Source organism: Mesorhizobium ciceri WSM4083, from assembly GCF_000519305.1.
In the GTDB taxonomy this organism is placed as follows: domain Bacteria; phylum Pseudomonadota; class Alphaproteobacteria; order Rhizobiales; family Rhizobiaceae; genus Mesorhizobium; species Mesorhizobium ciceri_B.
This window is the reverse complement of record NZ_JAFG01000003.1, coordinates 113,480-132,679: the sequence shown is the minus strand read 5'-3', so window position 1 is coordinate 132,679 and position 19,200 is coordinate 113,480. Positions and strand designations below refer to the sequence as shown.

Here is a 19,200-nt window from a genome sequence, read left to right as displayed (position 1 = left end):
TGCCGTTGGCCCAAGCCGTCGCGCTTGCGGCGGCATCACTGGAAACGTAGTTTGCGGCCATGTCACACGATCATGACCACGACAACGAACTCGATCCGTTTGCCGCCCGCGTCCGCGCGCTGGAAACCATCCTCACCCAGAAGGGGCTGATCGATCCGGCGGCGATCGACGTCATCGTCGATACTTACGAGACGAAGATCGGGCCGCGCAACGGCGCCAGGGTGGTGGCGAAAGCCTGGAGCGATCCCGCCTATGCCGAATGGCTGAAGCGCGATGCGACGGCGGCGATCGCATCGCTGAGCTATACCGGCCGGCAAGGCGAGCACATGCAGGCGGTGTTCAACACCAAGGACACCCACAACCTCGTCGTCTGCACGCTGTGCTCCTGCTATCCGTGGTCGGTGCTCGGCCTGCCGCCGGTCTGGTACAAGGCGCCGCCCTATCGTTCGCGGGCTGTCATCGATCCGCGCGGCGTGCTGGAGGAGTTCGGGCTGACGCTGCCGGCGGACAAGAAAATCCGCGTCTGGGATTCGACCGCGGAACTGCGCTATCTCGTCGTGCCGATGCGGCCTGAGGGCACCGAGGGCTGGAGCGAGGAGCGGCTGGCGGAGCTGGTCAGCCGTGACGCGATGATCGGCACCGGCCTTGCCCAAAGACCTGAAATAGAGGGGCAGCCGGCATGAACGGGCCGCACGATCTTGGCGGGCAGATGGGGTTCGGCCCGGTCGCACCCGAACAGGACGAACCGTACTTCCATGCCGCTTGGGAAAGGCGGGCGCTTGGCGTGACGCTGACTGCCGGCGCCATGGGCGCGTGGAACATCGACGAGAGCCGGCACGCACGGGAATCGCTGCACCCGGCTGTCTACTATTCATCGAGCTACTACCAGATATGGATCAAGGCGCTGGAGGTGCTGTTGAGGCGCCATGGCTTCGTCAGCGAGCGCGATCTCGAAGCGGGCAAGGCGGTCGATCCGGCAGCCACGCCCAAGAGGGTGCTGAAGGCGGAGAACGTGCCCGCAGTGCTGGCCAAGGGCAGCCCTTGCGACCGGCCGGTGGCGCAGCCGGCGCGGTTCAAGGCCGGCGACCCCGTGCGGACCAAGAACTTCAACCCGACCGGCCACACGCGGCTGCCGCGTTACGCACGCGGCAAGCAGGGTACAATCGAGGCCGTGCGCGACGGCTTCGTGTTCCCCGACAGCAACGCGCATGGCCACGGCGAAAACCCGCAATGGGTCTACACCGTGGTTTTCGAAGGATCGGAAATCTGGGGCGAGGGCGCCGATCCGACGCTGAGCGTCTCGATAGACGCCTGGGAGAGCTATCTTGAGCCGGCGTGACTCGGACATGGCCGATTTGCCGCCGGATACCCCTGTTTTCGCCGAGCCATGGCAGGCCGAAGCCTTCGCCATGACGGTGGCGCTGCACGACAAGGGTGTGTTTTCGTGGAGCGAGTGGGCGGATGCGCTGTCGGCGCAGGTGAAGAAGCCAGGCGCCGCCACTGACGGCCATGACTATTACGAACACTGGCTGGCGGCGCTGGAAAGCCTGCTTGCTTCAAAAGGGCTGGCAGCCAGAGCCGATGTCGACGCCATGGCTGAAGCCTGGGAGCGCGCCGCGCATGCCACCCCGCACGGCAAGCCGATCCTGCTGGAAAACGATCCCGGACCCTGACAGCAGGCTGCGAGCAGCCATGTCAAAAAGATCAGTTTAGTCTTCCGTTATCTCAGTCCGGATTTCGCTCCGGCACTCAGTTGCAAATATTGGGGCCACCAGCGACCATATCCCATTATGGAAAAGCCTGCCGCGCCCTGCCTTTGCTGCAAATCGCGATCGAGCCGAAATCGAGGGCCGATCAGGAGCGGCTGCGTATCGCCTTGGCGAAGCTGGCGGACGAGGATGCTTTCTTCGTGTCAGGCACGACGAGGAATCAGGCCAGACCATTATCGCCTTCATGGACGAACTCCACCTCGACATCATCATCGACCACCTGCGCCGCGAGTCCCAGGTCGATGTGAATATTGGTTCTCCACAAGTGGCCTGTCGCGAGACGATCACCCGTAGGCACAAGCAGGACTTCACGCACAAGAGACAGTCCGGCGGCACCTGTCAGTTCGCCCGCGTCAAGATCATGTTCGAGCCGATCGCGGACAGCGCGGACTTCGTGTTCGAGTCCAGGATCGCCGGTGGTGCGCTTCATGGCGAGTACATTGCAGGCGTCGAAAAGGGTCTGCGCAGCATATTATCCTCAGGTCCATTGGCGGGCTTCCCGATGATCGGCGTTAAGGCGGTGCTGATGGATGGCGCTTTTCACGATGCCGATTCCTCAGCTCTGGCTTTCGAGATCGCCGGCCGCGCCTGCTTCCGCGAAGCCGCGCCACGCCTTGGCGTGCAGTTGCTCGAGCCGATCATGAAGGTCGAGGTGATGACTTCCGCAACCCATGTAGGCAATGTCGTCGCCGAACTGCACAGCCGCCGCGGCCAGATACTGAGTCGGGAAATCCGCGGCGTGGTCGTCGTCGTCAACGCGACAGTGCCGCTTAGAAATATGTCCAAGCTGGAGGATGTACTCCGGTCCTGTTCGAACGGGCAGGCACGATTGAACGCCAGCTATGCCGGATACATTCCCGTTCCGCTACCACCCGGCGACGGCGACCCGCCGGCCGCCATGGCCATTGCCTGAATTCCGGCTCCACTTGATGCGGCCCTTTGTTCCCTTTACGTTCTTGTCTGTGCCTGATAGCCTGACCCGTCGGCGGCATTGAAGCGTCCCGACGCATCGATGATGATGGCGGCTGTCTTGTCTTTCCCTTGCGAATCCGGTCTCTCGCGCTGATGGAATTCTCTCCCCAACAGGACGACGCGCTGAAGGCGGTCGCCCAATGGCTGAAGACCGGCCAGCCGCAGCTGTTCCGGCTGTTCGGCTATGCCGGCACCGGCAAGACGACCTTGGCGCGGTATTTCGCCGAACATGTCGACGGCCAGGTGCAGTTCGCCGCCTTCACCGGCAAGGCGGCGCAAGTGCTGCGCTCCAAGGGGGCGGTCAATGCCCGCACTATCCATTCGCTGATCTACCGGCCGAAGGGCGAGGAATCGGTGTCGGACGAGGTCACCGGCAAGACGTCCATGTCGCCGACCTTCTCGCTCAACCGGCAGAGCCCGATTACGCGAGCGAAACTGGTCGTCATCGACGAGTGCTCGATGGTCGACGAGCAACTCGGCCGCGACCTGATGAGCTTCGGCACGCCGATCCTGGTGCTTGGCGACCCCGGCCAGTTGCCGCCGATCTCGGGCGGCGGCTTCTTCACCGACCACGAGCCGGATTTTCTGCTGACCGAAATCCACCGGCAGGCGCGCGACAACCCGATCCTGCGGCTGGCGCTCGATGTGCGCGAGGGCCGTGAGTTCATGCGTGGCGACTATGGCACGGCGCAGGTGATCGGCAAGGAAGACGTTACCCAGGAGCTGGTGCTGAAGGCGGACCAGGTGCTGGTCGGCACCAACCGCACGCGGCGCCGCTACAATCAGCGGCTGCGCGAGCTCAAGGGCTTCAACGCCGATTATCCGCAAGCCGGCGACAAGCTGGTCTGCCTGCGCAACGACCCGGCAAAGGGCCTGCTCAACGGCTCGCTGTGGAAGGTGATGACCTCGTCGCGCGAGACGGTGAAGCCCGGCATCAACCTTCTGGTGTCGCCGGAAGAGGACGATCCGGATCGTGGCGTCGCCAAGATCAAGCTGCTCAAGGCGGCGTTCGAGGATCCCGATGCCGACATCCCGTGGCAGCAGAAGAAGCGCTTCGACGATTTCGACTATGGCTACGCGTTGACCGTGCACAAGGCGCAGGGCTCGCAGTGGAACGAGATCGTGCTGTTCGATGAAAGCTGGGCCTTCAAGGAAACTCGCCAGCGCTGGCTCTACACCGCCATCACGCGGGCGGCCGAGCGGCTGACGATCGTGAGGTAGGGGCGCCGGATGCTGTTGCCCCGATAGGCTGTGCGGCAAGCCACTGCCAAGCGGCAGCCTCGTCCTCCGCCTTGAAATGCCTGATTTCGATGGGCGGTGAGGACGGCAGAAAGCGTTGCGCGTCCGCTATCCAGTCCGGTTCGCCGATGGTTGCGCAACGGCCGACATGTTCCAATGCATGGATGGCGCCCTGCTTGAGGGTCTCGTCCGCGATGTCGGCCCAGTCGACGCCATCGTGGTCGACGAGGCGCACCAGCACATCGATGCGCGGATGCAGGGCATAGGCTGCCTCCAGCAGCCCGAAAAGATTTTCACCGTCGGCCGCGGAAACGTGCCCGACGACATCGATGGCGAAAAGGTCGTCACGGCTGGTCTCGATCCGGCGGATGGCCGGAACCTCATCGAGAAAATTCATCGGCGCGTCCTTTCTCTGGTTCGCTCATCAGGCTTGGAACACGCGAAACCCCCAGTCTGTTCCCACCAAAGGCATTACTGTTCCCGTCAAAGGCATTATAGGTGGGCGCGTTGAATGATTTCCGAGGCCACCCGCATGCCTGCAAAGCTCTCCGTCAACCTCAATGCCATCGCCATGCTGCGCAACCGGCGCGACCTGCCGTGGCCAAGCGTCACCGGCCTCGGCCGCATTGCGCTGGCGGCCGGAGCGCATGGGCTGACGGTGCATCCACGCCCCGACGAGCGGCACACAAGACACTCCGATCTGCCCGAGATCCGGTCGCTGATCGACGACGAGTTTCCGCGCGCGGAATTCAACATCGAAGGCTATCCGACCGAGGATTTCCTGTTGCTTGTGGAAAAGCATCAGCCTGAGCAGGTGACTTTGGTGCCGGACGATCCGGCCCAGGCGACATCGGATCATGGCTGGAACTTCGCCACCCAGGCCGCGTTCCTTACACCGATCGTCAAGCGCTTGAAAAAAGGGGGCTTTCGCGTGTCGCTGTTTTCCGACCCTAATCCCGATTGGGTGGCCGCCGCACGCGACACCGGCGCCGATCGCATCGAGCTCTATACGGGTCCGTATGGCAGCTATCACACAGATTCCGCCAAGGCGGCCAAAGAGCTGGAAAGATTGGGAAAAACCGCTGACGCCGCGCTTGCCGCCGGGCTGCAGGTCAATGCCGGGCACGATCTGGTGGTCGGCAATCTGCCGGCACTTGCCAGGCGCATTCCGGCATTGGCCGAAGTGTCGATCGGACATGGGTTGACAGCCGACGCGTTGGAGTATGGCATGGCCGGCACGGTGGGTCGGTTCCTCAAGGCCTGCGGGTGGTAGCGATGGCAGCCCTCGCGTGGCAGGCATGGCAGCCATTACGCGACGGCACTTGATATTGCATCGCAGCAAGCGTAGAGCACCGCGCGCTTATCGGAGTGTCGTCCATGGCCCTTACCAATACTGGTAGTGAGGCAGAACCCGTCGAACAATCGAGCCATTCGGAAGTCGAGCAGCACAGCACCAAGGTTCTGATGCTGGGCGCGCTCGGTGTCGTCTATGGGGATATCGGCACCAGCCCGATCTACGCCTTTCGCGAGGCGCTGGTGGCATCGTCGGGCGGAGAAGTGGCCGACCGCGGTGATATCCTCGGCGTTTTGTCGCTGATCATCTGGTCGCTGACCATCATCGTCACCATCAAATACATCATGTTCGTGCTGCGGGCGAACAACCGCGGCGAGGGCGGCGTGCTGTCGCTGATGGCCCTGGCGCGCGGCAGTTTCCCCAAGCGCTCGGCGCTGATGCTCGGCATCGGCATCGTCGGAGCATCGCTTTTCTTCGGCGATGCCGTCATCACGCCGGCGATTTCGGTGCTGTCGGCGGTAGAAGGTATGAACGTCGTCACGCCGACCTTCCAGCCTTATGTCGTGCCGCTGACACTGGTCATCCTTGCCATGGTGTTCGCGGTGCAGCGTTTTGGCACGGGCGGGGTGGGATTGGTGTTCGGTCCCGTGACCGCGGTATGGTTCCTGGCGATCGGCCTTTCCGGTCTCAATCACATAGTCGCCGATCCGGAAATCCTGTGGGCGATCAGCCCGCACTACATCGTCGCCTTCCTGATCAATTCGCCCGACGTCGCCTTCGTCACCATCGGCGCCATCTTCCTCGCCGTCACCGGCGCGGAAGCGCTCTATGCCGATCTCGGCCATTTCGGCCGCAAGCCGATCGTGCTGGCCTGGCTGTGGGTCGTGTTTCCCTGCCTGCTGCTCAACTATGCCGGGCAGGGCGCTTTCGTCTTGGCCAAGAACGGCGTCGTCGGCCATCCTTTCTTCGAGATGAACGAAGGCTGGACGCTGATTCCGATGGTCGTGCTGGCGACCGCCGCCACCGTCATCGCCAGCCAGGCCGTGATCTCGGGCGCCTTTTCGCTGACCAGGCAGGCGGTGCAGCTCAACATGCTGCCACGCCTGGAAATCCTGCACACGTCGGAGAAACAGTCCGGCCAGATCTACATGCCGCGCGTCAATCTCCTGCTTGCGCTGGTGGTGATGATGCTGGTGGTCGGCTTCGGCGAGTCCAGCAGGCTGGCATCGGCCTACGGCATCTCGGTAACCGGCAACATGCTGGTGACTACGGTGCTGTTGTTTGTGGTGATGACACGCATCTGGAAATGGAAGCTGTGGCTGGCGGTATCGCTGACGGCGCTGTTCGGCTTCATCGATATCGGCTTCTTTGCCTCCAACATCGTCAAGGTGTTCGAGGGCGGCTGGGCCTCGCTAGCCGTGGCCTTCACCGTCGTGCTGGCCATGTGGACCTGGGTGCGCGGCAGCCGCTATCTGTTCGACAAGACCCGCCGCAACGAGATCCCGCTCGATTTCCTTGCCGGCAATTTGTTGAAGAAGAAGCCGCAGCTGGTCTCCGGCACCGCCGTCTTCCTCACCAGCGATCCGCTAAGCGCGCCGACCGCGCTGATGCACAGCCTGAAGCACTACAAGGTGCTGCATGAGCAGAACGTCATCCTTTCGGTGGTGACGGCACCGCAGCCGGTGGTGCCCGACAGCGACAGGGTCAAGATGGAGAACGTCAACGAGCTGTTCATGCGGGTGACGCTGACCTTCGGCTACATGGAGCAGCCCAACATCCCGCGCGCGCTGGCGATCTGCCGCAAGCAGGGCTGGAAGTTCGACATCATGACGACCTCGTTCTTCCTGTCGCGGCGTTCGCTCAAGGCCTCGCCAAATTCCGGCATGCCGGTGTGGCAGGACCGGCTGTTCATCGGCCTGGCGCGCACGGCGGCCGACGCGACGGAGTATTTTCAGATCCCGACCGGGCGCGTGGTGGAGATCGGCACGCAGGTGGCGATCTAGGCATGCCGATATTCAGGTGAGGCCGGCCTGCGAACGGCAGGTTCCTGCGCTTCCCCGTTCTACCGCATCGCGGTAGAACTGTACTCACGGACCAAATGTCCGCTCCGTTCCGGTTCTCGGAACCCACCATTCTCGGCTCAGCCTGACCTGAATCTCGACACGCCCTCACGAAGACGCCGATCTTAACTGGCCAGCGCGGCCTTGTTCGCCTCGAGGAACTGCTTCAGCGTCTTCGACTTGCGGCCGGAGAGCGTCTCGACCGCGTCCGTCACCATGGCGATACGGCCGGCGCGCGTGTTGGCGTCGAAGGACACGATGACCTCAGCGAAATCCTCGGGAACGCCTGATGCCTTCACGCCTTCGGTCAAGGCTTCATCCGAAACCTGGACGACATCGAGCGGCTTGCCGGTGACCTCGCTTACCAGGGCGGCGATCTCGGCCGTGGTGTAGGCCTGCGGGCCGGTCAAGGTGTAGGTCTTGCTTTCGTTGGAAACGGCAGCGAGACCGGCGGCGATCGCTGCTGCCATGTCGTCGCGCGCACCAGGCGCAACGCGGCCGTCGCCGGCGGACGTATACCAGTGTCCCGAGGCGATGGCGTGTGGCAGCCCCAGGAACAGGTTCTCCTGGTACCAGCCGTTGCGGAAGATCGTGTAGGGAATGCCGCTCGCCTTGATGGCCTGCTCGGTACTGTAGTGGTCATCGGCAAACAGGACCGGCGACACCGGCTCCGGATTGGGCATCGAGGTGTAAAGCAGATGCGAAATGCCGGCGTTTTTGGCTGCGGCAACGGCATTTTCGTGCTGCTTCAGGCGCCTGCCGCTTTTGAGATCGAGATCCCCTGTCGAAATGATCAGCACCTTGTCGGCGCCCTCGAATGCGGTTTCCAGCGAGGCCGCGTCGTTGAAGTCGGCGGCCCTGACAACGACGCCGCGCAGCGCAAGATCGGCCACGTTTTCCGGATTGCGTGTGGTGGCGATGATCTTTGCTGGCGGAACTTTGTGCGTGTCCAGGAGATAGTGGATGACGCCGCGGCCGAGCTGGCCGGAGGCGCCGGTGACGAGAAGGGTTTGGGTCATGGAAGATCCTGACGTTGCGCCGCTAAGGCGGTTCGAGTGGCGGTCTCAAAAAGAGACCAGCACTAAAATAGGAATTGACCCGGAGCCGTAAAGAAGGCAGTTTTTCGGGAGGTAGGCACGCGCAGGGAACCAGCGGTGGACAGCAAGATCGTCAATCTGAGATCGAAGTTGGAGGTCTACAAGGCGGTCTCCGGCGGCGGCAACTTCTCCAATTGTCCGGTCCGTGAGGTCATCCAGGGCGTGAGCGGCAAATGGAGCTCGCTGCTGATGATGGCTTTGGCCGAGCAGCCCTATCGCTTCGGCGAGTTGCGGCGGCTGGTGCCGGACATTTCACAGCGCATGCTGACGCAGACGCTCTACGATTTGCAGCGCGACGGCTATGTGCATCGCGAGGTGTTCCCGACCAAGCCGCCGAGCGTCGAATACAGCCTGACCGATCTCGGACAATCGATGTTCGGCGCCTTGCATCAGCTGATCCTGTGGGCCGAGCTCAATCATGATGCGGTGCGCGGCGCACGCGCCGATTTTGATGCCGCCCAAGCGTAAGCCTCTGGACGGCGCCGCGACTTGATTTCGTCCTTCCGCTGAAGGATTGTCCCGGCCATTCGGCTTTGGGGGCATTGGCATTTCCTACGACATCGCAATTGCAGGCGCCGGGCCGGCGGGACTGGCCATGGCGCTCTATCTCAAGCGCGCCGGGCATCGGGTCACGGTCTTCGAGCGCTTCGATGAGCCGAAGCCTGTCGGCTCCGGGCTGATCCTGCAGCCGACAGGGCTGACGGTCTTAGCCGATCTTGGCCTGCTTGACGACATACTGGCGCTGGGCAGCCGCATCGACCGCCTTCATGGCGCCGATGCCACGACAGGCCGTACCGTGCTCGATGTCCGCTATGATGCGCAACGCGGTGGCCGCTTCGGGCTGGCGGTGCACCGGGCGGCCTTGTTCGGCGTGCTCTTCCGCGCTGCGCAGCGCGAAGCGATCGCCATCGAGACCGGCGTCGAGATCGAGGCCCTGGAGACTGGCGAACGGGCGACGCTGATATGCGGCAACGGACGAAGGGCAGGGCCGTTCGACCTCGTCGTCGACGCCAGCGGTTCGCGCTCGAAACTGCGCCGCGAAAGCGCTCCAGGCGAGCCGCTGCCACTCACCTATGGCGCGTTCTGGGCCTCGCTCGGCTGGCGCGGCGATGGTTTCGACGAGCACGCGCTGCTGCAACGCTACGACAGAGCGAGCGTGATGATCGGCGTGCTGCCGATCGGCCGGCCGCAGCCGGGCGCTGAAAAGATGGCGGCCTTCTTCTGGAGCCTGAAGCCGTCGGATGCCGATGAGGTGCGCGTCCGCGGTCTGAACGCCTGGAAGGAAAGGGTGGTCGGGCTGTGGCCGCAGAGCGAGGCGTTCACCAGCCAGATCGACAGTTTCGACCAGCTCTCGCTGGCGCGCTATGGCCACCACACGATGAAGCGGCCCGTAGGGCGGCGGCTGGCCATCATCGGTGACGCGGCGCACTCGACCAGCCCCCAACTCGGGCAAGGCGCCAACATGGCGCTGCTCGACGCCGCGGCGCTCAGCCATGCGCTGGCGCGGGCGTCAAACGTCGAGGCAGCACTGGAAGCCTATGCGAGGGCGCGGCGCTGGCATGTCCGCATCTTCCAGGCGCTGTCGCTGGCATTCACGCCGTTCTACCAGTCGGATTCGGTGGCGCTGCCCTTCATCCGCGACAGGCTGGTGGCGACGGTGGCAAAAATCCCGCCGGCGCCGCAATTCCTTGCCTCGATGGTGGCGGGCACGGTGGTCGATCCGTTCAAGCGGATCGGACTCAAGGAAACACGGTGGAATTTCGGACAAAGTCCGGGTCATGATACGACCGCATCCTAGAGTTTTTCGCCTCGGACCGATCCGTATGAACGTTGTCATCTCCAGGGTCCGAAAATCGCTAGACCTGATACGGGTCGTTGCGTCTGTCCTGGCCACGTCGGTCGTGATGCTGCCCTTGCCGCAGGCGCAAGCCCAGACGCCAGGTCAGGCCAGCCAGCAGGCTCCGGCAGACAGTGAAGCGGCGCTGAAGGCTCGGATCGATGCGGCCTACAAGCTGATGATGGAGGTGGTGCGTTTCGACCACGGTTACGTGCAGTTGCGGGCAGCGCTGCTCGATGCGGCTAGGAGCGACCTCTATGAATTTACGGTCGAGAGTTACTCGAACGCCGGCGCGACATTTCTCAACAACCAGATCCTCGACAACGCCGAGGAGATTTTTGCCGAAGGCCTGAAAACCAGGGCGATGCAGCAGGATGTCGCGAAGCGTGCCGATTTCTATCTCAATTACGCAATGCTGAAACAGGCCGAGAAAGACTACCAGGGCTTCGTTTCCATGTGCGCTACAGCAACCAATCTTTACGCCCGCTATCATGGCACGGAATCCCCGGAACTCATGTATGCCAACGATGTGCTGGCGACAGGGATCGCTGCATTCGGTCAAATCGCTGCGGCGATCAACGTTGACCAGCGCAATCTGGAGATTGCGGAGCGGGTGCTTGGCCAGGATGATCGCTTCACCTGGAAGCTGCAGAACAATCTTGCCGACATGTTGCGTCAGATCGGGGCACCGACACGCGCCTTACAGTACGACCTGAATGTGCTCGAGAAACGTATCGGCTACTACGGGCCAAATCACTTCAACGTTCTGGTTAGCGCCAACAACACGGCTCAGGATTATCTCGACCTCGCCAAGTACGACGAGGCCTTGCGCTATTTCCAGCAGGACCGGGATATCGCTGTCGTCCTCAAGCAGGAAGGCAATTTGATTGAGCAGGCCGATGCCTGGCTGCTCTACACCAGGGCTCTTTCCGGTGCACAGCCGCTCGACGCGCCGACGCTCGCACGCTTGTTGCCGCTGACCAACGACGCGAGTTATCCCGAGATATTGGCAATCAAGATCGCCAACCTGCTCGCCGCGCATTTCGCCGCCATGGGCGATACCGAAAACAGCATGAACCAACTCGATCGGGCCTATAGCATCGCCGGATCGACATACGGCTCGGTACACCCGCTGACCTTTGCCGCGCGGCACGCCATGGCCAACCTCAAGGCGAAGTCGAATCCCGAGGCTGCAGCCACCGATTTCGCGGCCCTCAACGATGACATGTTGCGTTGGAATTGGTTCCAGGTAAGCACGGCCGCCAACCCGGTCGTCGCTGAAGCCAGCCGCGCCTTGGCCGATGACATGCTCTACGACTATGCGCGGCTGGCAAAAAACAACGCATCGGCAGTGCCGGCATTCGCTGAAGCGGTGCGTCGCTGGCCGACACTCGAAAACGACAAACGGGATCAGTTGCGCAGACTGTCGCGTTTGATCGATCCGAACGATATGGAGACACGCCATTTGATCCAGGCCGGGATACGGCTGTCCCTGGCCTACCAGGAGGCTGCTTCCAGTGGCGACAGTGCCGACGATCCAGGTGCGGTGCGGCCCGACCAGGCTCAGGCGGCGTACGAAAAGGCGATCACGAGAGTCACGACGAAGTACAGATTCGACCAAAGCGTGGTGGACAAGCCACTGCCATCCGCCAACACGCTGCTGCAGCCCAACGAGGCGCTGATCGATTATTTCATCACTCGCAAGTGGCGGGCGGATCGCGAGAGCGCCGATCCGCTGGAAGACGAACGGCTCTACGCGATCGTCACGCGCAAGGACCAGCAGCCGTCGCTCTATGACCTCGGCGATCCGCGCCGGCTCATCCCCGCCGCCCGGGAAACCCGCATGGCAAACCTCAGGTCGACCCGCTTCGCGCAGGAGCGTGGCGCTGTGACCCTGGTCGATCTGAACGCGACATTCACAGGGCTTTACGCCGGTCTGATCGCACCTCTGGAGCCGTCGCTTGGCGGCGCCGACACGCTTTTCGTGGTGCCGGACGGCAAGCTGTTTTCGGTGCCATTCCCCTTGCTGCAGGACAGCAAGGGCGCGTCGCTCGACGATCGCTTCCTGGTGCGCATGCTGACCCGGCCGGAATCGCTGTTGAACGCAGGCATCGATCAGAGTTTTCCCAAGTCCGGCAAGGCCCTGCTGGCCGGCGGCCTGGATTACGCACGGGGTGCGGAGAAGGGTGCCGAGCCGCTACCGGGTACCCGCAAGGAGGTCGACGCGATCGCCTCGATCCTGCACGGCGATCACTATTCGGTCGAGACCCTTACCGGAACCGCTGCCGGCGAACGGGCGCTGCGCAAGGACATGGAGCAGGCCACGGTTGCGCATCTGGCCACACACGGTGCCTACCGCGACGAGAAAGAGGGCGGCGTCGGCGCCGTGAATGCGCTATGGCAGAGTGAGGTCGTGCTGTCCCGGTCTGGGAACCGGCAATCGATGAAGCGCGATGATGATGACGGCCGGCTCTATGGCATGGAGCTGATGATGTGGGACCTGTCGAACCTCGACCTGCTTGTGCTCTCCGCCTGCGAGACGGCCCGTGGCCAGGAGACATTCGTCGGCGGTTTGCGCGGCCTGCCGACGGCAATCAACATTGCCGGTGCGAAGCGCTCGTTGCTCGCCCTTTGGCCTGTGGACGATGCGGGAACTGCTGCCTTCATGGTGAGCTTCTACGGCCATCTCGCCGCCGGGCGGACTTATCCGGAAGCGCTGCGCCAGGCCCGTCGCGATGCCCGCGACGGCAAGATATCAGGCGCGCAGGACCCGCGGGTATGGGCCGCCTTCGTCATGTTCGAAAACTGACGGCTGCAAACCAACGCTTGCTCGCGATCGATCCGTTCAAGCGGATCGGGCTGACCGAGGCGCGGTGGCCGGATCGTTTTGCCGGATGAGGCCTGAAAGGTGCGATCCCTTCGCTTGCAGGAAAGCATGCAGGCGCTGCGGATAGTCCGGCGCCACAGCTTGCCTGATCGACGGGCGCTCACTCAACGCTTTGCGCCAGGCTCGGACGAGCGGTTTGCCGTCCAGAATGCCGAAATCACCGATGCGGTCAAAGGCATCGAGATAGCGGAAGACCGGACCGTAAACGGCATCGACCAGCGAAAAGTGCCTGCTGGCGAACCAGGGGCCGCCAGGCTCGTCGGCCAATTCGGCTTCGAGACGGTCGAACATGGCGGACAGCGCGCTGGATTCGGCAAGGAAGCCAGCTTCGGTCGAGGCTGAATAGAACCGGCCGATGGCGTTGAGGGTTGCCGAACCGAACTCGATCCAGGCGCGATGACGGGCGCGGGCATAGGGGTCGGCAGGGTGGAGGGGATTGGCTTGCGTCTCTTCGAGGAATTCGAGGATGACGGCCGATTCGAAGATCGCCGTTTCCTCGCCATTCCGCTGCACGCGCAGCAGCGGCACCTTGCCGAGCGGCGAGATCGCTTTGAACCAGTCCGGCTTGTTGGCGAGGTCGATATCGATGCGCTCGAACGGCACGCCCTTTTCGGCCAGCGAAATCGCGGCGCGCTGCACATAGGGACAAAGGTGATGGCTGACGAGAATGAGCTTGTGTTTCATGAGATTTTCCAAAGTTAATGCATTTGCATCTATATGGATACATATGCATCGATCGTCAAGCTTGATGCAGATGCATCTACTGCCTATGCTTGGCCATGACCGAGAAAGCCACGCCTTCGCCAGAAGCCATCAAGGCCTGGGCTCGCCTGATGCGCGTTTCGCGCCAACTGATGGAAAGCGCTGAAGAAGCGTTGAAGGCCGCCGGCCTGCCGCCGCTTGCCTGGTACGACGTGCTGCATGAGCTCGCCGAGGCGGGCGAGGGCGGGCTGCGGCCGTTCCAGCTCATCGAGCGCACGCTGTTTGCGCAATACAACATTTCGCGCCTGCTGGCCCGGCTCGAGGCCGATGGGCTCGTCGAGAAACTGCCGGTGGCCGATGACGGCCGTGGCCAGACCATCCGCGTCACCGCCAGCGGGCGAGAGACACGCCGCCAGATGTGGGCTGTCTACGGACGCTCGATTGCGGAACTGGTAGGCGCCAAATTGTCGGCGGATGAGCTGACCATGGTCTCGGCATTGCTTGGACGGTTGCGTCTACCGCCAGCCGGCGACTAGGCGAGGCTTGTCGCGCGCGGCAACGCTCATCCACTTGCAGATATTTTGCTCTCGTCCTCTTGCGTACGGCCTTGGAATGAGCAATATGCCGAACCGTAACGTACGGTACGGCTTGCCGAGTGATGGATGGCCCGACCTTTCGAGAGAAGAGCGTGTTGCATAGCGTGCCCGACATCGACACCAGCGAAGCGCTGACGGAGCGGCAGAAGGCCGTGCTCGACGCGGCGTTGCGGCTGCTGGTCGAGGAGGGCGACCAACTCACCATGACCGCCGTGGCGCGCCGCGCCAGCTGTTCCAAGGAAACGCTCTACAAATGGTTCGGCGACCGCGACGGGCTGCTGACGGCGACGGTACAGTGGCAGGCCTCGAAAGTGCGGGTGGCGCCGGTCGACGGCAAGGGGCTGGATCTTGCCTCGCTGACCGCGAGCCTCGAGCGCTTCGCCTCGGATTGGCTCAAGGTGATTTCCAGCGACACGTCGATCGCGCTCAATCGGGTGGCGGTCAGCCATGCCGGTTCCGGCAAGGACAATCTCGGCGCCGTGGTGCTGGAGAACGGCCGCTTCGCATTGGCCAAACGGCTGAAGCCGGTGCTTGAGGCCGGCCGACGGACCGGGCTTTTGGACTTCGCGGATGCCGAGACGGCGTTCCGCACCTTTTTCGGGCTGGTCGCCCGCGACGTGCAGATCCGTCTGCTGCTCGGCGACCGGCTGGAATTGACTGAGGCGGCGATCGGCGGCGATGCCGCGCGCGCGACGCAGCAGTTTCTCGCTCTTCATGGAGCAAAACCGGGCCGCAAGGCCTCTGATTCATAAACGGGAAGGAAGACAAAATGCGCGTCTATTACGATCGTGATGCCGATCTCAATCTGATCAAGGGCAAGAAGGTCGCCATCATCGGCTATGGCAGCCAGGGCAGGGCGCATGCGCTCAACCTCAAGGATTCCGGTGCCAAGGAGATCGCCATCGGCCTCAAGGCCGGCTCGGCGACCGCCAAGAAGGTCGAGGCCGACGGGCTCAAGGTGATGAGCGTGGCGGACGCGGCCAAATGGGCCGACCTGATGATGATGGCAACGCCGGACGAACTGCAGGCCGACATCTACAAAAACGAGATCGCGCCGAACATCCGCGATGGTGCGGCGATCGCTTTCGCACACGGCCTCAACGTGCATTTCGGCCTGATCGAGCCGAAGTCGACGGTCGACGTCGTCATGATCGCGCCGAAGGGCCCCGGCCACACGGTGCGCGGCGAATACCAGAAGGGCGGCGGCGTGCCGTGCCTGGTCGCCGTCAATCAGGATGCCTCGGGCAATGCGCTCGATCTGGCCCTGTCCTACGCCTGCGGCGTCGGCGGCGGCCGTTCTGGCATCATCGAGACCAATTTCCGCGAGGAATGCGAGACCGACCTGTTCGGCGAGCAGGTCGTGCTGTGCGGCGGTCTGGTCGAGCTGATCCGTGCCGGCTTCGAGACGCTGGTGGAAGCCGGCTACGCGCCTGAAATGGCCTATTTCGAGTGCCTGCACGAGGTCAAGCTGATCGTCGACCTGATCTATGAAGGCGGCATCGCCAACATGAACTACTCGATCTCGAACACCGCCGAATGGGGCGAATATGTCTCGGGCCCGCGCATCATCACCGCCGAGACCAAGGCCGAGATGAAGCGCGTGCTGAAGGACATCCAGACGGGAAAATTCACCTCGGAGTGGATGCAGGAATACCGCGCCGGCATGTCCCGCTTCAAGGGCATCCGCCGCAACAATGACAGCCACCAGATCGAGGAAGTCGGCGCCAAGCTGCGCGCGATGATGCCGTGGATTTCCAAGAACAAGCTGGTCGACAAGGCGAAGAATTGAGCGAAATCCACAAGCGCTGGAAAACAGCAGCTTCCATAAACAAGAAACGGCGCCACGCGGCGCCGTTTTTCATTCTGTCGGTCAGCTCAGCTACAGGGCCAGCGCATCAATAGGGTGAGTAGCACTGCTGGCGCGGGCCGTTGTAGGGCTGGAACGTGTTGTCGTAGGCCCGGTACGACCGGTAGCGGTTGTAGCACCATTGGACATGGGCGCTCGAAAGCCGTCCCGCGCGGTAGTAGCGGCGCGGCGCCGGCCGGTCGTAGTAGTCGTTATTGTTGTACATGCTGCCGAGGCCTAGCCCCAGGCCAAGGCCCAGGATCGCGGCACTCGCGCCATCATCATAGTAACGGCCGCCGCGGTAGTGATGGCGACCATGGCGCCACCGCCAGTTGTCTCCACCATTCCAGTTACCGCCGCCGCCATTCCAGTGTCGACGGCTGCCGTTCCAATTGCCCGACCGGCGCCATCTCCAATTGTCATTGTACTGCTGGTTGTTGTTGCCGCCCGCCCAGCTATCGCGGACCGGCGTGACATTCGGCGCTGCGGTGCTGGTGGGAAGCGACATGTTCGGCTGCATGATCGGCCCAGCGGCGGACGGTGCCGTGATGCCGGAGAGGATACCGAGGGCTATCAGCCCCGATTTGACCGTGGAAGAAAAGAGCGAATTCATTGCACTCTCCAAGAGTTACAGGCCCCACGCCCACCCGAGGATGGGGCAACAATGGATGTTTGCATCTGAACGGCGGATGAACGGAAAGGTTCCGTCAACCATGACGCGAACGCGCCCAGGACCAATCGATCTCAGCTGGTGGTTCTGCGCGCTTGTTTTCCGAAGCACTTGCGGGCAAAGGTCATGGCATGTCGCTGCGCCTTGCCACCTTCAATGTCGAGAACCTGATGAACAGGTTCGATTATTCCGGCTATCGCAACCAGCTCAACGAGGATCGGACGCTGGCGCTGTTCGATATCCAGAGCGAGGCGGAATACAGGATTCTGGAGCAGGCCCGCGCCATCGCCCAGTCCGACGACACGCGTCAGCTGACGGCGCTGGCAATCGCTGCCACCCGGGCCGACATCATCTGCATGCAGGAGGTCGACAACATCGAGGCGCTGAAGGCCTTCGAATACGGCTATCTGTTCAAGATGGTGGGGCAGGGCTACCGGCAGAAATACACTACATCGGGCAATGATTCGCGCGGCATCGACGTTGCCGTGATGATGCGCAACGAGACCGCGCAGGGCCAGCCGATCGAATTCGTGCGCATGACCAGCCACGCCTACGTCACCTACGAGCAGTTCGGGCTGCACACGCCGGAGCTGGCGACACTCGGCAACCTGGCCAATGAGCGCATCTTCCGGCGCGACTGCCTGGAGATCGACCTCACCGTGGGCGGCGTGCCGTTGACGCTCTACCTCGTGCACTTCAAGTCGATGGGCTCGCCGCGCAATGGGCTCGACGGTCGCGAGGCGACGATGCCGGTGCGCATCGCCGAGGCGCGGGCCGTGCGACGGATCATCGAGGAGCGCTTCGGCAAGGACTATGCCGCCGACAAACACTGGGCGATATGCGGCGACATGAATGATTATCGGCAGCGCGTGAAGGTGGCCGGCGATGCGATCGACGGCTACCGCTTCGAGGTGGTCGATGAAGCCCTGTCCTGCATCAACGTGCTGACGGCAGGGGGCTTCTGCGAAAACGTCGTCGAGCGGCGGCCGGAGATGAACCGCTGGAGTTTTTACCACACGCGAGGACCCGAAGAGCGGCATCTGTGCCAGCTCGACTACATCCTGCTGTCGAAGGGGCTCGCCGCCAGCAACGCGACGGCCGTTCCCGACATCATCCGCAACGGCCAGCCCTGGCGCACCATCTTTCCGCCGGGGCAGGAAGTGGAGCGGTTTCCGCGCGCCGGCTGGGACCGGCCGAAGGCATCGGATCATTGTCCGGTGGCGATCACGCTGGACATGACCTGACGCATGAGTTTCGACCTTCCGCGCAATGTCATCCTGCCGGTCGATGCCGTCGACGTCCGGCTCGATCCCGGTCCGCATCCCTTCGCCTTGAACAATGCGGGGGCGATCGCCGAGAACTGGCAGCGCGAAATCGCCGCCAATCCGGCGCTGTTCGACGGCACGGTGGTGCTGCTATCGCAACTTGCCTACCGCGACAACCGTCTGGTCGGCCGTTGCCATGCGGTCAACTACTCGACCTTCATGCTGTGGCGTAAGCGGCGCGAGAATTCGGGCGCCGAGCATGCCTATGCGCATGCCATGCTGGTGGCCGGCGACAATGCGCTGGTGGCGATCCGCATGGGACCGCACACGGTCAATGCCGGGCGCGTCTATTTCGCCGCCGGCTCGTTCGAGCCTGTCGATTTTCGCGACGGGCTGGTCGATGTCGACTTCAACATGATCCGCGAAGTGCGCGAGGAAACCGGGCTCGACCTGTCAGGTGCGGAACGCGGCAAGCGCTACCATGCCATGTCGACCAGCGGCGGCACGGTGATCTTTCGCCGCTACCATGCGGCGGCGCCTGCCGACGAGATCGCCAGGCGCATCTCAGCCTTCGTTGCCGCCGAGACCGAGCCGGAGATCGAGGGACCGGTGATCATCCGCCATGCCGCCGACCTGCCGGATGGACTCTCGCCGCACATGAAGCCGCTGATCGAGTGGCATTTCGCAAACGGGAATTAAGGGCGCGTCTTGTTCTGTGCCGCGTTGCGATCGTTGCGGGCGGCGACGAGGAACAGGATAAAGCCGATGCCCAGCAAGCCGCCCATCGCCATTCCCATGGTCTGGCCGACGACTGCCTGGAAGTCGGCGGTGACGCGATCGGGATTGGCCATACCGTAGCGGGCGAGATACCACCAGATGCCTGCAAGACCTGCCTCGATGATCACCATCGCCAGGACCAGTCGCGCCTTCTTGCTCATTGGCTATTCCTCCACCCAGGGTGAATTG

19 protein-coding genes and 1 pseudogene are annotated in these 19,200 nt (G+C 62.9%); 15 read left to right on the top strand and 5 right to left on the bottom strand.

Going from position 1 to position 19,200, the window contains the following annotated elements:
• Positions 1-59 precede the first annotated feature (59 nt).
• The 5 genes and pseudogenes from nthA (at position 60) to MESCI2_RS0100650 (ending at position 3,962) form a co-directional block, all read left to right on the top strand.
• Positions 60-683 (top strand): nitrile hydratase subunit alpha, encoded by a 624-nt coding sequence (gene nthA / locus MESCI2_RS0100670; RefSeq protein WP_027034854.1) that lies wholly within the window; start codon positions 60-62, stop codon positions 681-683.
• Positions 680-1,339: a nitrile hydratase subunit beta gene (gene nthB / locus MESCI2_RS0100665; RefSeq protein ID WP_027034853.1), complete on the top strand. Its 660-nt coding sequence runs from the start codon at positions 680-682 to the stop codon at positions 1,337-1,339. The genes nthA and nthB overlap by 4 nt, the downstream gene beginning before the upstream one ends.
• A gap of 7 nt (positions 1,340-1,346) precedes the next feature.
• On the top strand, positions 1,347-1,673 hold the full coding sequence (locus tag MESCI2_RS0100660; RefSeq protein WP_430981653.1) for a nitrile hydratase accessory protein: 327 nt from the start codon (positions 1,347-1,349) through the stop codon (positions 1,671-1,673).
• A 140-nt stretch (positions 1,674-1,813) separates the two neighbouring features.
• Positions 1,814-2,682, top strand: a pseudogene (gene fusA, locus MESCI2_RS01000000134020) (elongation factor G); the annotation flags it as partial.
• Positions 2,683-2,834: 152 nt separating this feature from the next.
• On the top strand, positions 2,835-3,962 hold the full coding sequence (locus MESCI2_RS0100650) for an ATP-dependent DNA helicase (protein WP_027034850.1): 1,128 nt from the start codon (positions 2,835-2,837) through the stop codon (positions 3,960-3,962).
• Here MESCI2_RS0100650 and MESCI2_RS0100645 read toward each other — a convergent pair.
• Positions 3,925-4,377 carry an STAS/SEC14 domain-containing protein gene (locus tag MESCI2_RS0100645; RefSeq protein WP_027034849.1) on the bottom strand — a complete coding sequence of 151 codons (453 nt, stop codon included), beginning with the start codon at positions 4,375-4,377 and terminating at the stop codon, positions 3,925-3,927. The two genes, MESCI2_RS0100650 and MESCI2_RS0100645, sit on opposite strands and share 38 nt — an antisense overlap.
• A gap of 135 nt (positions 4,378-4,512) precedes the next feature.
• On the opposite strand from MESCI2_RS0100645, the gene MESCI2_RS0100640 reads away from it, so the two are divergent.
• Together MESCI2_RS0100640 and MESCI2_RS0100635 are read left to right on the top strand one after the other, a co-directional pair.
• Positions 4,513-5,253 (top strand): pyridoxine 5'-phosphate synthase, encoded by a 741-nt coding sequence (locus MESCI2_RS0100640; RefSeq protein WP_027034848.1) that lies wholly within the window; start codon positions 4,513-4,515, stop codon positions 5,251-5,253.
• Positions 5,254-5,357: 104 nt separating this feature from the next.
• Positions 5,358-7,277 (top strand): potassium transporter Kup, encoded by a 1,920-nt coding sequence (locus MESCI2_RS0100635; protein ID WP_027034847.1) that lies wholly within the window; start codon positions 5,358-5,360, stop codon positions 7,275-7,277.
• Positions 7,278-7,459: 182 nt separating this feature from the next.
• On the opposite strand, the gene MESCI2_RS0100630 is transcribed toward MESCI2_RS0100635, so the two are convergent.
• Positions 7,460-8,353, bottom strand: coding sequence for an SDR family oxidoreductase (locus MESCI2_RS0100630; protein ID WP_027034846.1), 894 nt, complete (start codon positions 8,351-8,353; stop codon positions 7,460-7,462).
• 135 nt (positions 8,354-8,488) lie between these two features.
• Here MESCI2_RS0100630 and MESCI2_RS0100625 point away from each other — a divergent pair, with 135 nt between their 5' ends.
• The 3 genes from MESCI2_RS0100625 to MESCI2_RS0100615 are packed head-to-tail and all read left to right on the top strand — an operon-like array spanning position 8,489 to position 13,077.
• Positions 8,489-8,899 (top strand): winged helix-turn-helix transcriptional regulator, encoded by a 411-nt coding sequence (locus MESCI2_RS0100625; protein WP_027034845.1) that lies wholly within the window; start codon positions 8,489-8,491, stop codon positions 8,897-8,899.
• Between the two features lie 46 nt (positions 8,900-8,945).
• Positions 8,946-10,229: an FAD-dependent oxidoreductase gene (locus MESCI2_RS0100620; RefSeq protein WP_027034844.1), complete on the top strand. Its 1,284-nt coding sequence runs from the start codon at positions 8,946-8,948 to the stop codon at positions 10,227-10,229.
• Positions 10,230-10,254: 25 nt separating this feature from the next.
• Positions 10,255-13,077, top strand: coding sequence for a CHAT domain-containing protein (locus MESCI2_RS0100615; RefSeq protein WP_027034843.1), 2,823 nt, complete (start codon positions 10,255-10,257; stop codon positions 13,075-13,077).
• 36 nt (positions 13,078-13,113) lie between these two features.
• Here MESCI2_RS0100615 and MESCI2_RS0100610 read toward each other — a convergent pair whose 3' ends face one another.
• Positions 13,114-13,839, bottom strand: a complete 726-nt coding sequence (locus MESCI2_RS0100610; RefSeq protein ID WP_027034842.1) for a glutathione S-transferase family protein — start codon at positions 13,837-13,839, stop codon at positions 13,114-13,116.
• 95 nt (positions 13,840-13,934) lie between these two features.
• On the opposite strand from MESCI2_RS0100610, the gene MESCI2_RS0100605 reads away from it, so the two are divergent.
• The 3 genes from MESCI2_RS0100605 to ilvC all read left to right on the top strand — a co-directional run bounded on the left by MESCI2_RS0100605 (position 13,935) and on the right by ilvC (position 16,242).
• A complete protein-coding gene (locus MESCI2_RS0100605) occupies positions 13,935-14,393 on the top strand; it encodes a MarR family winged helix-turn-helix transcriptional regulator (protein ID WP_027034841.1) in 459 nt (152 codons plus the stop codon).
• A 152-nt stretch (positions 14,394-14,545) separates the two neighbouring features.
• Positions 14,546-15,205, top strand: coding sequence for a TetR/AcrR family transcriptional regulator (locus MESCI2_RS0100600; RefSeq protein ID WP_027034840.1), 660 nt, complete (start codon positions 14,546-14,548; stop codon positions 15,203-15,205).
• A 17-nt stretch (positions 15,206-15,222) separates the two neighbouring features.
• A complete protein-coding gene (gene ilvC, locus MESCI2_RS0100595; protein ID WP_013531065.1) occupies positions 15,223-16,242 on the top strand; it encodes a ketol-acid reductoisomerase in 1,020 nt (339 codons plus the stop codon).
• Positions 16,243-16,348: 106 nt separating this feature from the next.
• On the opposite strand, the gene MESCI2_RS0100590 is transcribed toward ilvC, so the two are convergent.
• On the bottom strand, positions 16,349-16,912 hold the full coding sequence (locus MESCI2_RS0100590) for a BA14K family protein (RefSeq protein ID WP_027034839.1): 564 nt from the start codon (positions 16,910-16,912) through the stop codon (positions 16,349-16,351).
• A gap of 188 nt (positions 16,913-17,100) precedes the next feature.
• Between MESCI2_RS0100590 and MESCI2_RS0100585 the strand changes: the two genes are divergently transcribed.
• A complete protein-coding gene (locus MESCI2_RS0100585) occupies positions 17,101-18,213 on the top strand; it encodes an endonuclease/exonuclease/phosphatase family protein (protein ID WP_027034838.1) in 1,113 nt (370 codons plus the stop codon).
• A gap of 3 nt (positions 18,214-18,216) precedes the next feature.
• Positions 18,217-18,933 (top strand): hypothetical protein, encoded by a 717-nt coding sequence (locus MESCI2_RS0100580; RefSeq protein ID WP_027034837.1) that lies wholly within the window; start codon positions 18,217-18,219, stop codon positions 18,931-18,933.
• Here MESCI2_RS0100580 and MESCI2_RS0100575 read toward each other — a convergent pair.
• On the bottom strand, positions 18,930-19,172 hold the full coding sequence (locus tag MESCI2_RS0100575) for a hypothetical protein (RefSeq protein ID WP_027034836.1): 243 nt from the start codon (positions 19,170-19,172) through the stop codon (positions 18,930-18,932). The two genes, MESCI2_RS0100580 and MESCI2_RS0100575, sit on opposite strands and share 4 nt — an antisense overlap.
• Between the last annotated feature and the right edge of the window lie 28 nt (positions 19,173-19,200).

What these genes read in the sequence shown, in the direction of transcription:
- MESCI2_RS0100585 (WP_027034838.1), top strand. Translation starts at nt 17,101, where the DNA reads ATGTCGCTGCGCCTTGCCACCTTCAATGTCGAGAACCTGATGAACAGG.
- nthB (WP_027034853.1), top strand. Translation starts at nt 680, where the DNA reads ATGAACGGGCCGCACGATCTTGGCGGGCAGATGGGGTTCGGCCCGGTC.
- MESCI2_RS0100645 (WP_027034849.1), bottom strand. Translation starts at nt 4,377, where the DNA reads ATGAATTTTCTCGATGAGGTTCCGGCCATCCGCCGGATCGAGACCAGC.
- nthA (WP_027034854.1), top strand. Translation starts at nt 60, where the DNA reads ATGTCACACGATCATGACCACGACAACGAACTCGATCCGTTTGCCGCC.
- MESCI2_RS0100605 (WP_027034841.1), top strand. Translation starts at nt 13,935, where the DNA reads ATGACCGAGAAAGCCACGCCTTCGCCAGAAGCCATCAAGGCCTGGGCT.
- MESCI2_RS0100580 (WP_027034837.1), top strand. Translation starts at nt 18,217, where the DNA reads ATGAGTTTCGACCTTCCGCGCAATGTCATCCTGCCGGTCGATGCCGTC.
- ilvC (WP_013531065.1), top strand. Translation starts at nt 15,223, where the DNA reads ATGCGCGTCTATTACGATCGTGATGCCGATCTCAATCTGATCAAGGGC.
- MESCI2_RS0100590 (WP_027034839.1), bottom strand. Translation starts at nt 16,912, where the DNA reads ATGAATTCGCTCTTTTCTTCCACGGTCAAATCGGGGCTGATAGCCCTC.
- MESCI2_RS0100635 (WP_027034847.1), top strand. Translation starts at nt 5,358, where the DNA reads ATGGCCCTTACCAATACTGGTAGTGAGGCAGAACCCGTCGAACAATCG.
- MESCI2_RS0100640 (WP_027034848.1), top strand. Translation starts at nt 4,513, where the DNA reads ATGCCTGCAAAGCTCTCCGTCAACCTCAATGCCATCGCCATGCTGCGC.
- MESCI2_RS0100615 (WP_027034843.1), top strand. Translation starts at nt 10,255, where the DNA reads ATGAACGTTGTCATCTCCAGGGTCCGAAAATCGCTAGACCTGATACGG.
- MESCI2_RS0100660 (WP_430981653.1), top strand. Translation starts at nt 1,347, where the DNA reads ATGGCCGATTTGCCGCCGGATACCCCTGTTTTCGCCGAGCCATGGCAG.
- MESCI2_RS0100650 (WP_027034850.1), top strand. Translation starts at nt 2,835, where the DNA reads ATGGAATTCTCTCCCCAACAGGACGACGCGCTGAAGGCGGTCGCCCAA.
- MESCI2_RS0100575 (WP_027034836.1), bottom strand. Translation starts at nt 19,172, where the DNA reads ATGAGCAAGAAGGCGCGACTGGTCCTGGCGATGGTGATCATCGAGGCA.
- MESCI2_RS0100610 (WP_027034842.1), bottom strand. Translation starts at nt 13,839, where the DNA reads ATGAAACACAAGCTCATTCTCGTCAGCCATCACCTTTGTCCCTATGTG.
- MESCI2_RS0100630 (WP_027034846.1), bottom strand. Translation starts at nt 8,353, where the DNA reads ATGACCCAAACCCTTCTCGTCACCGGCGCCTCCGGCCAGCTCGGCCGC.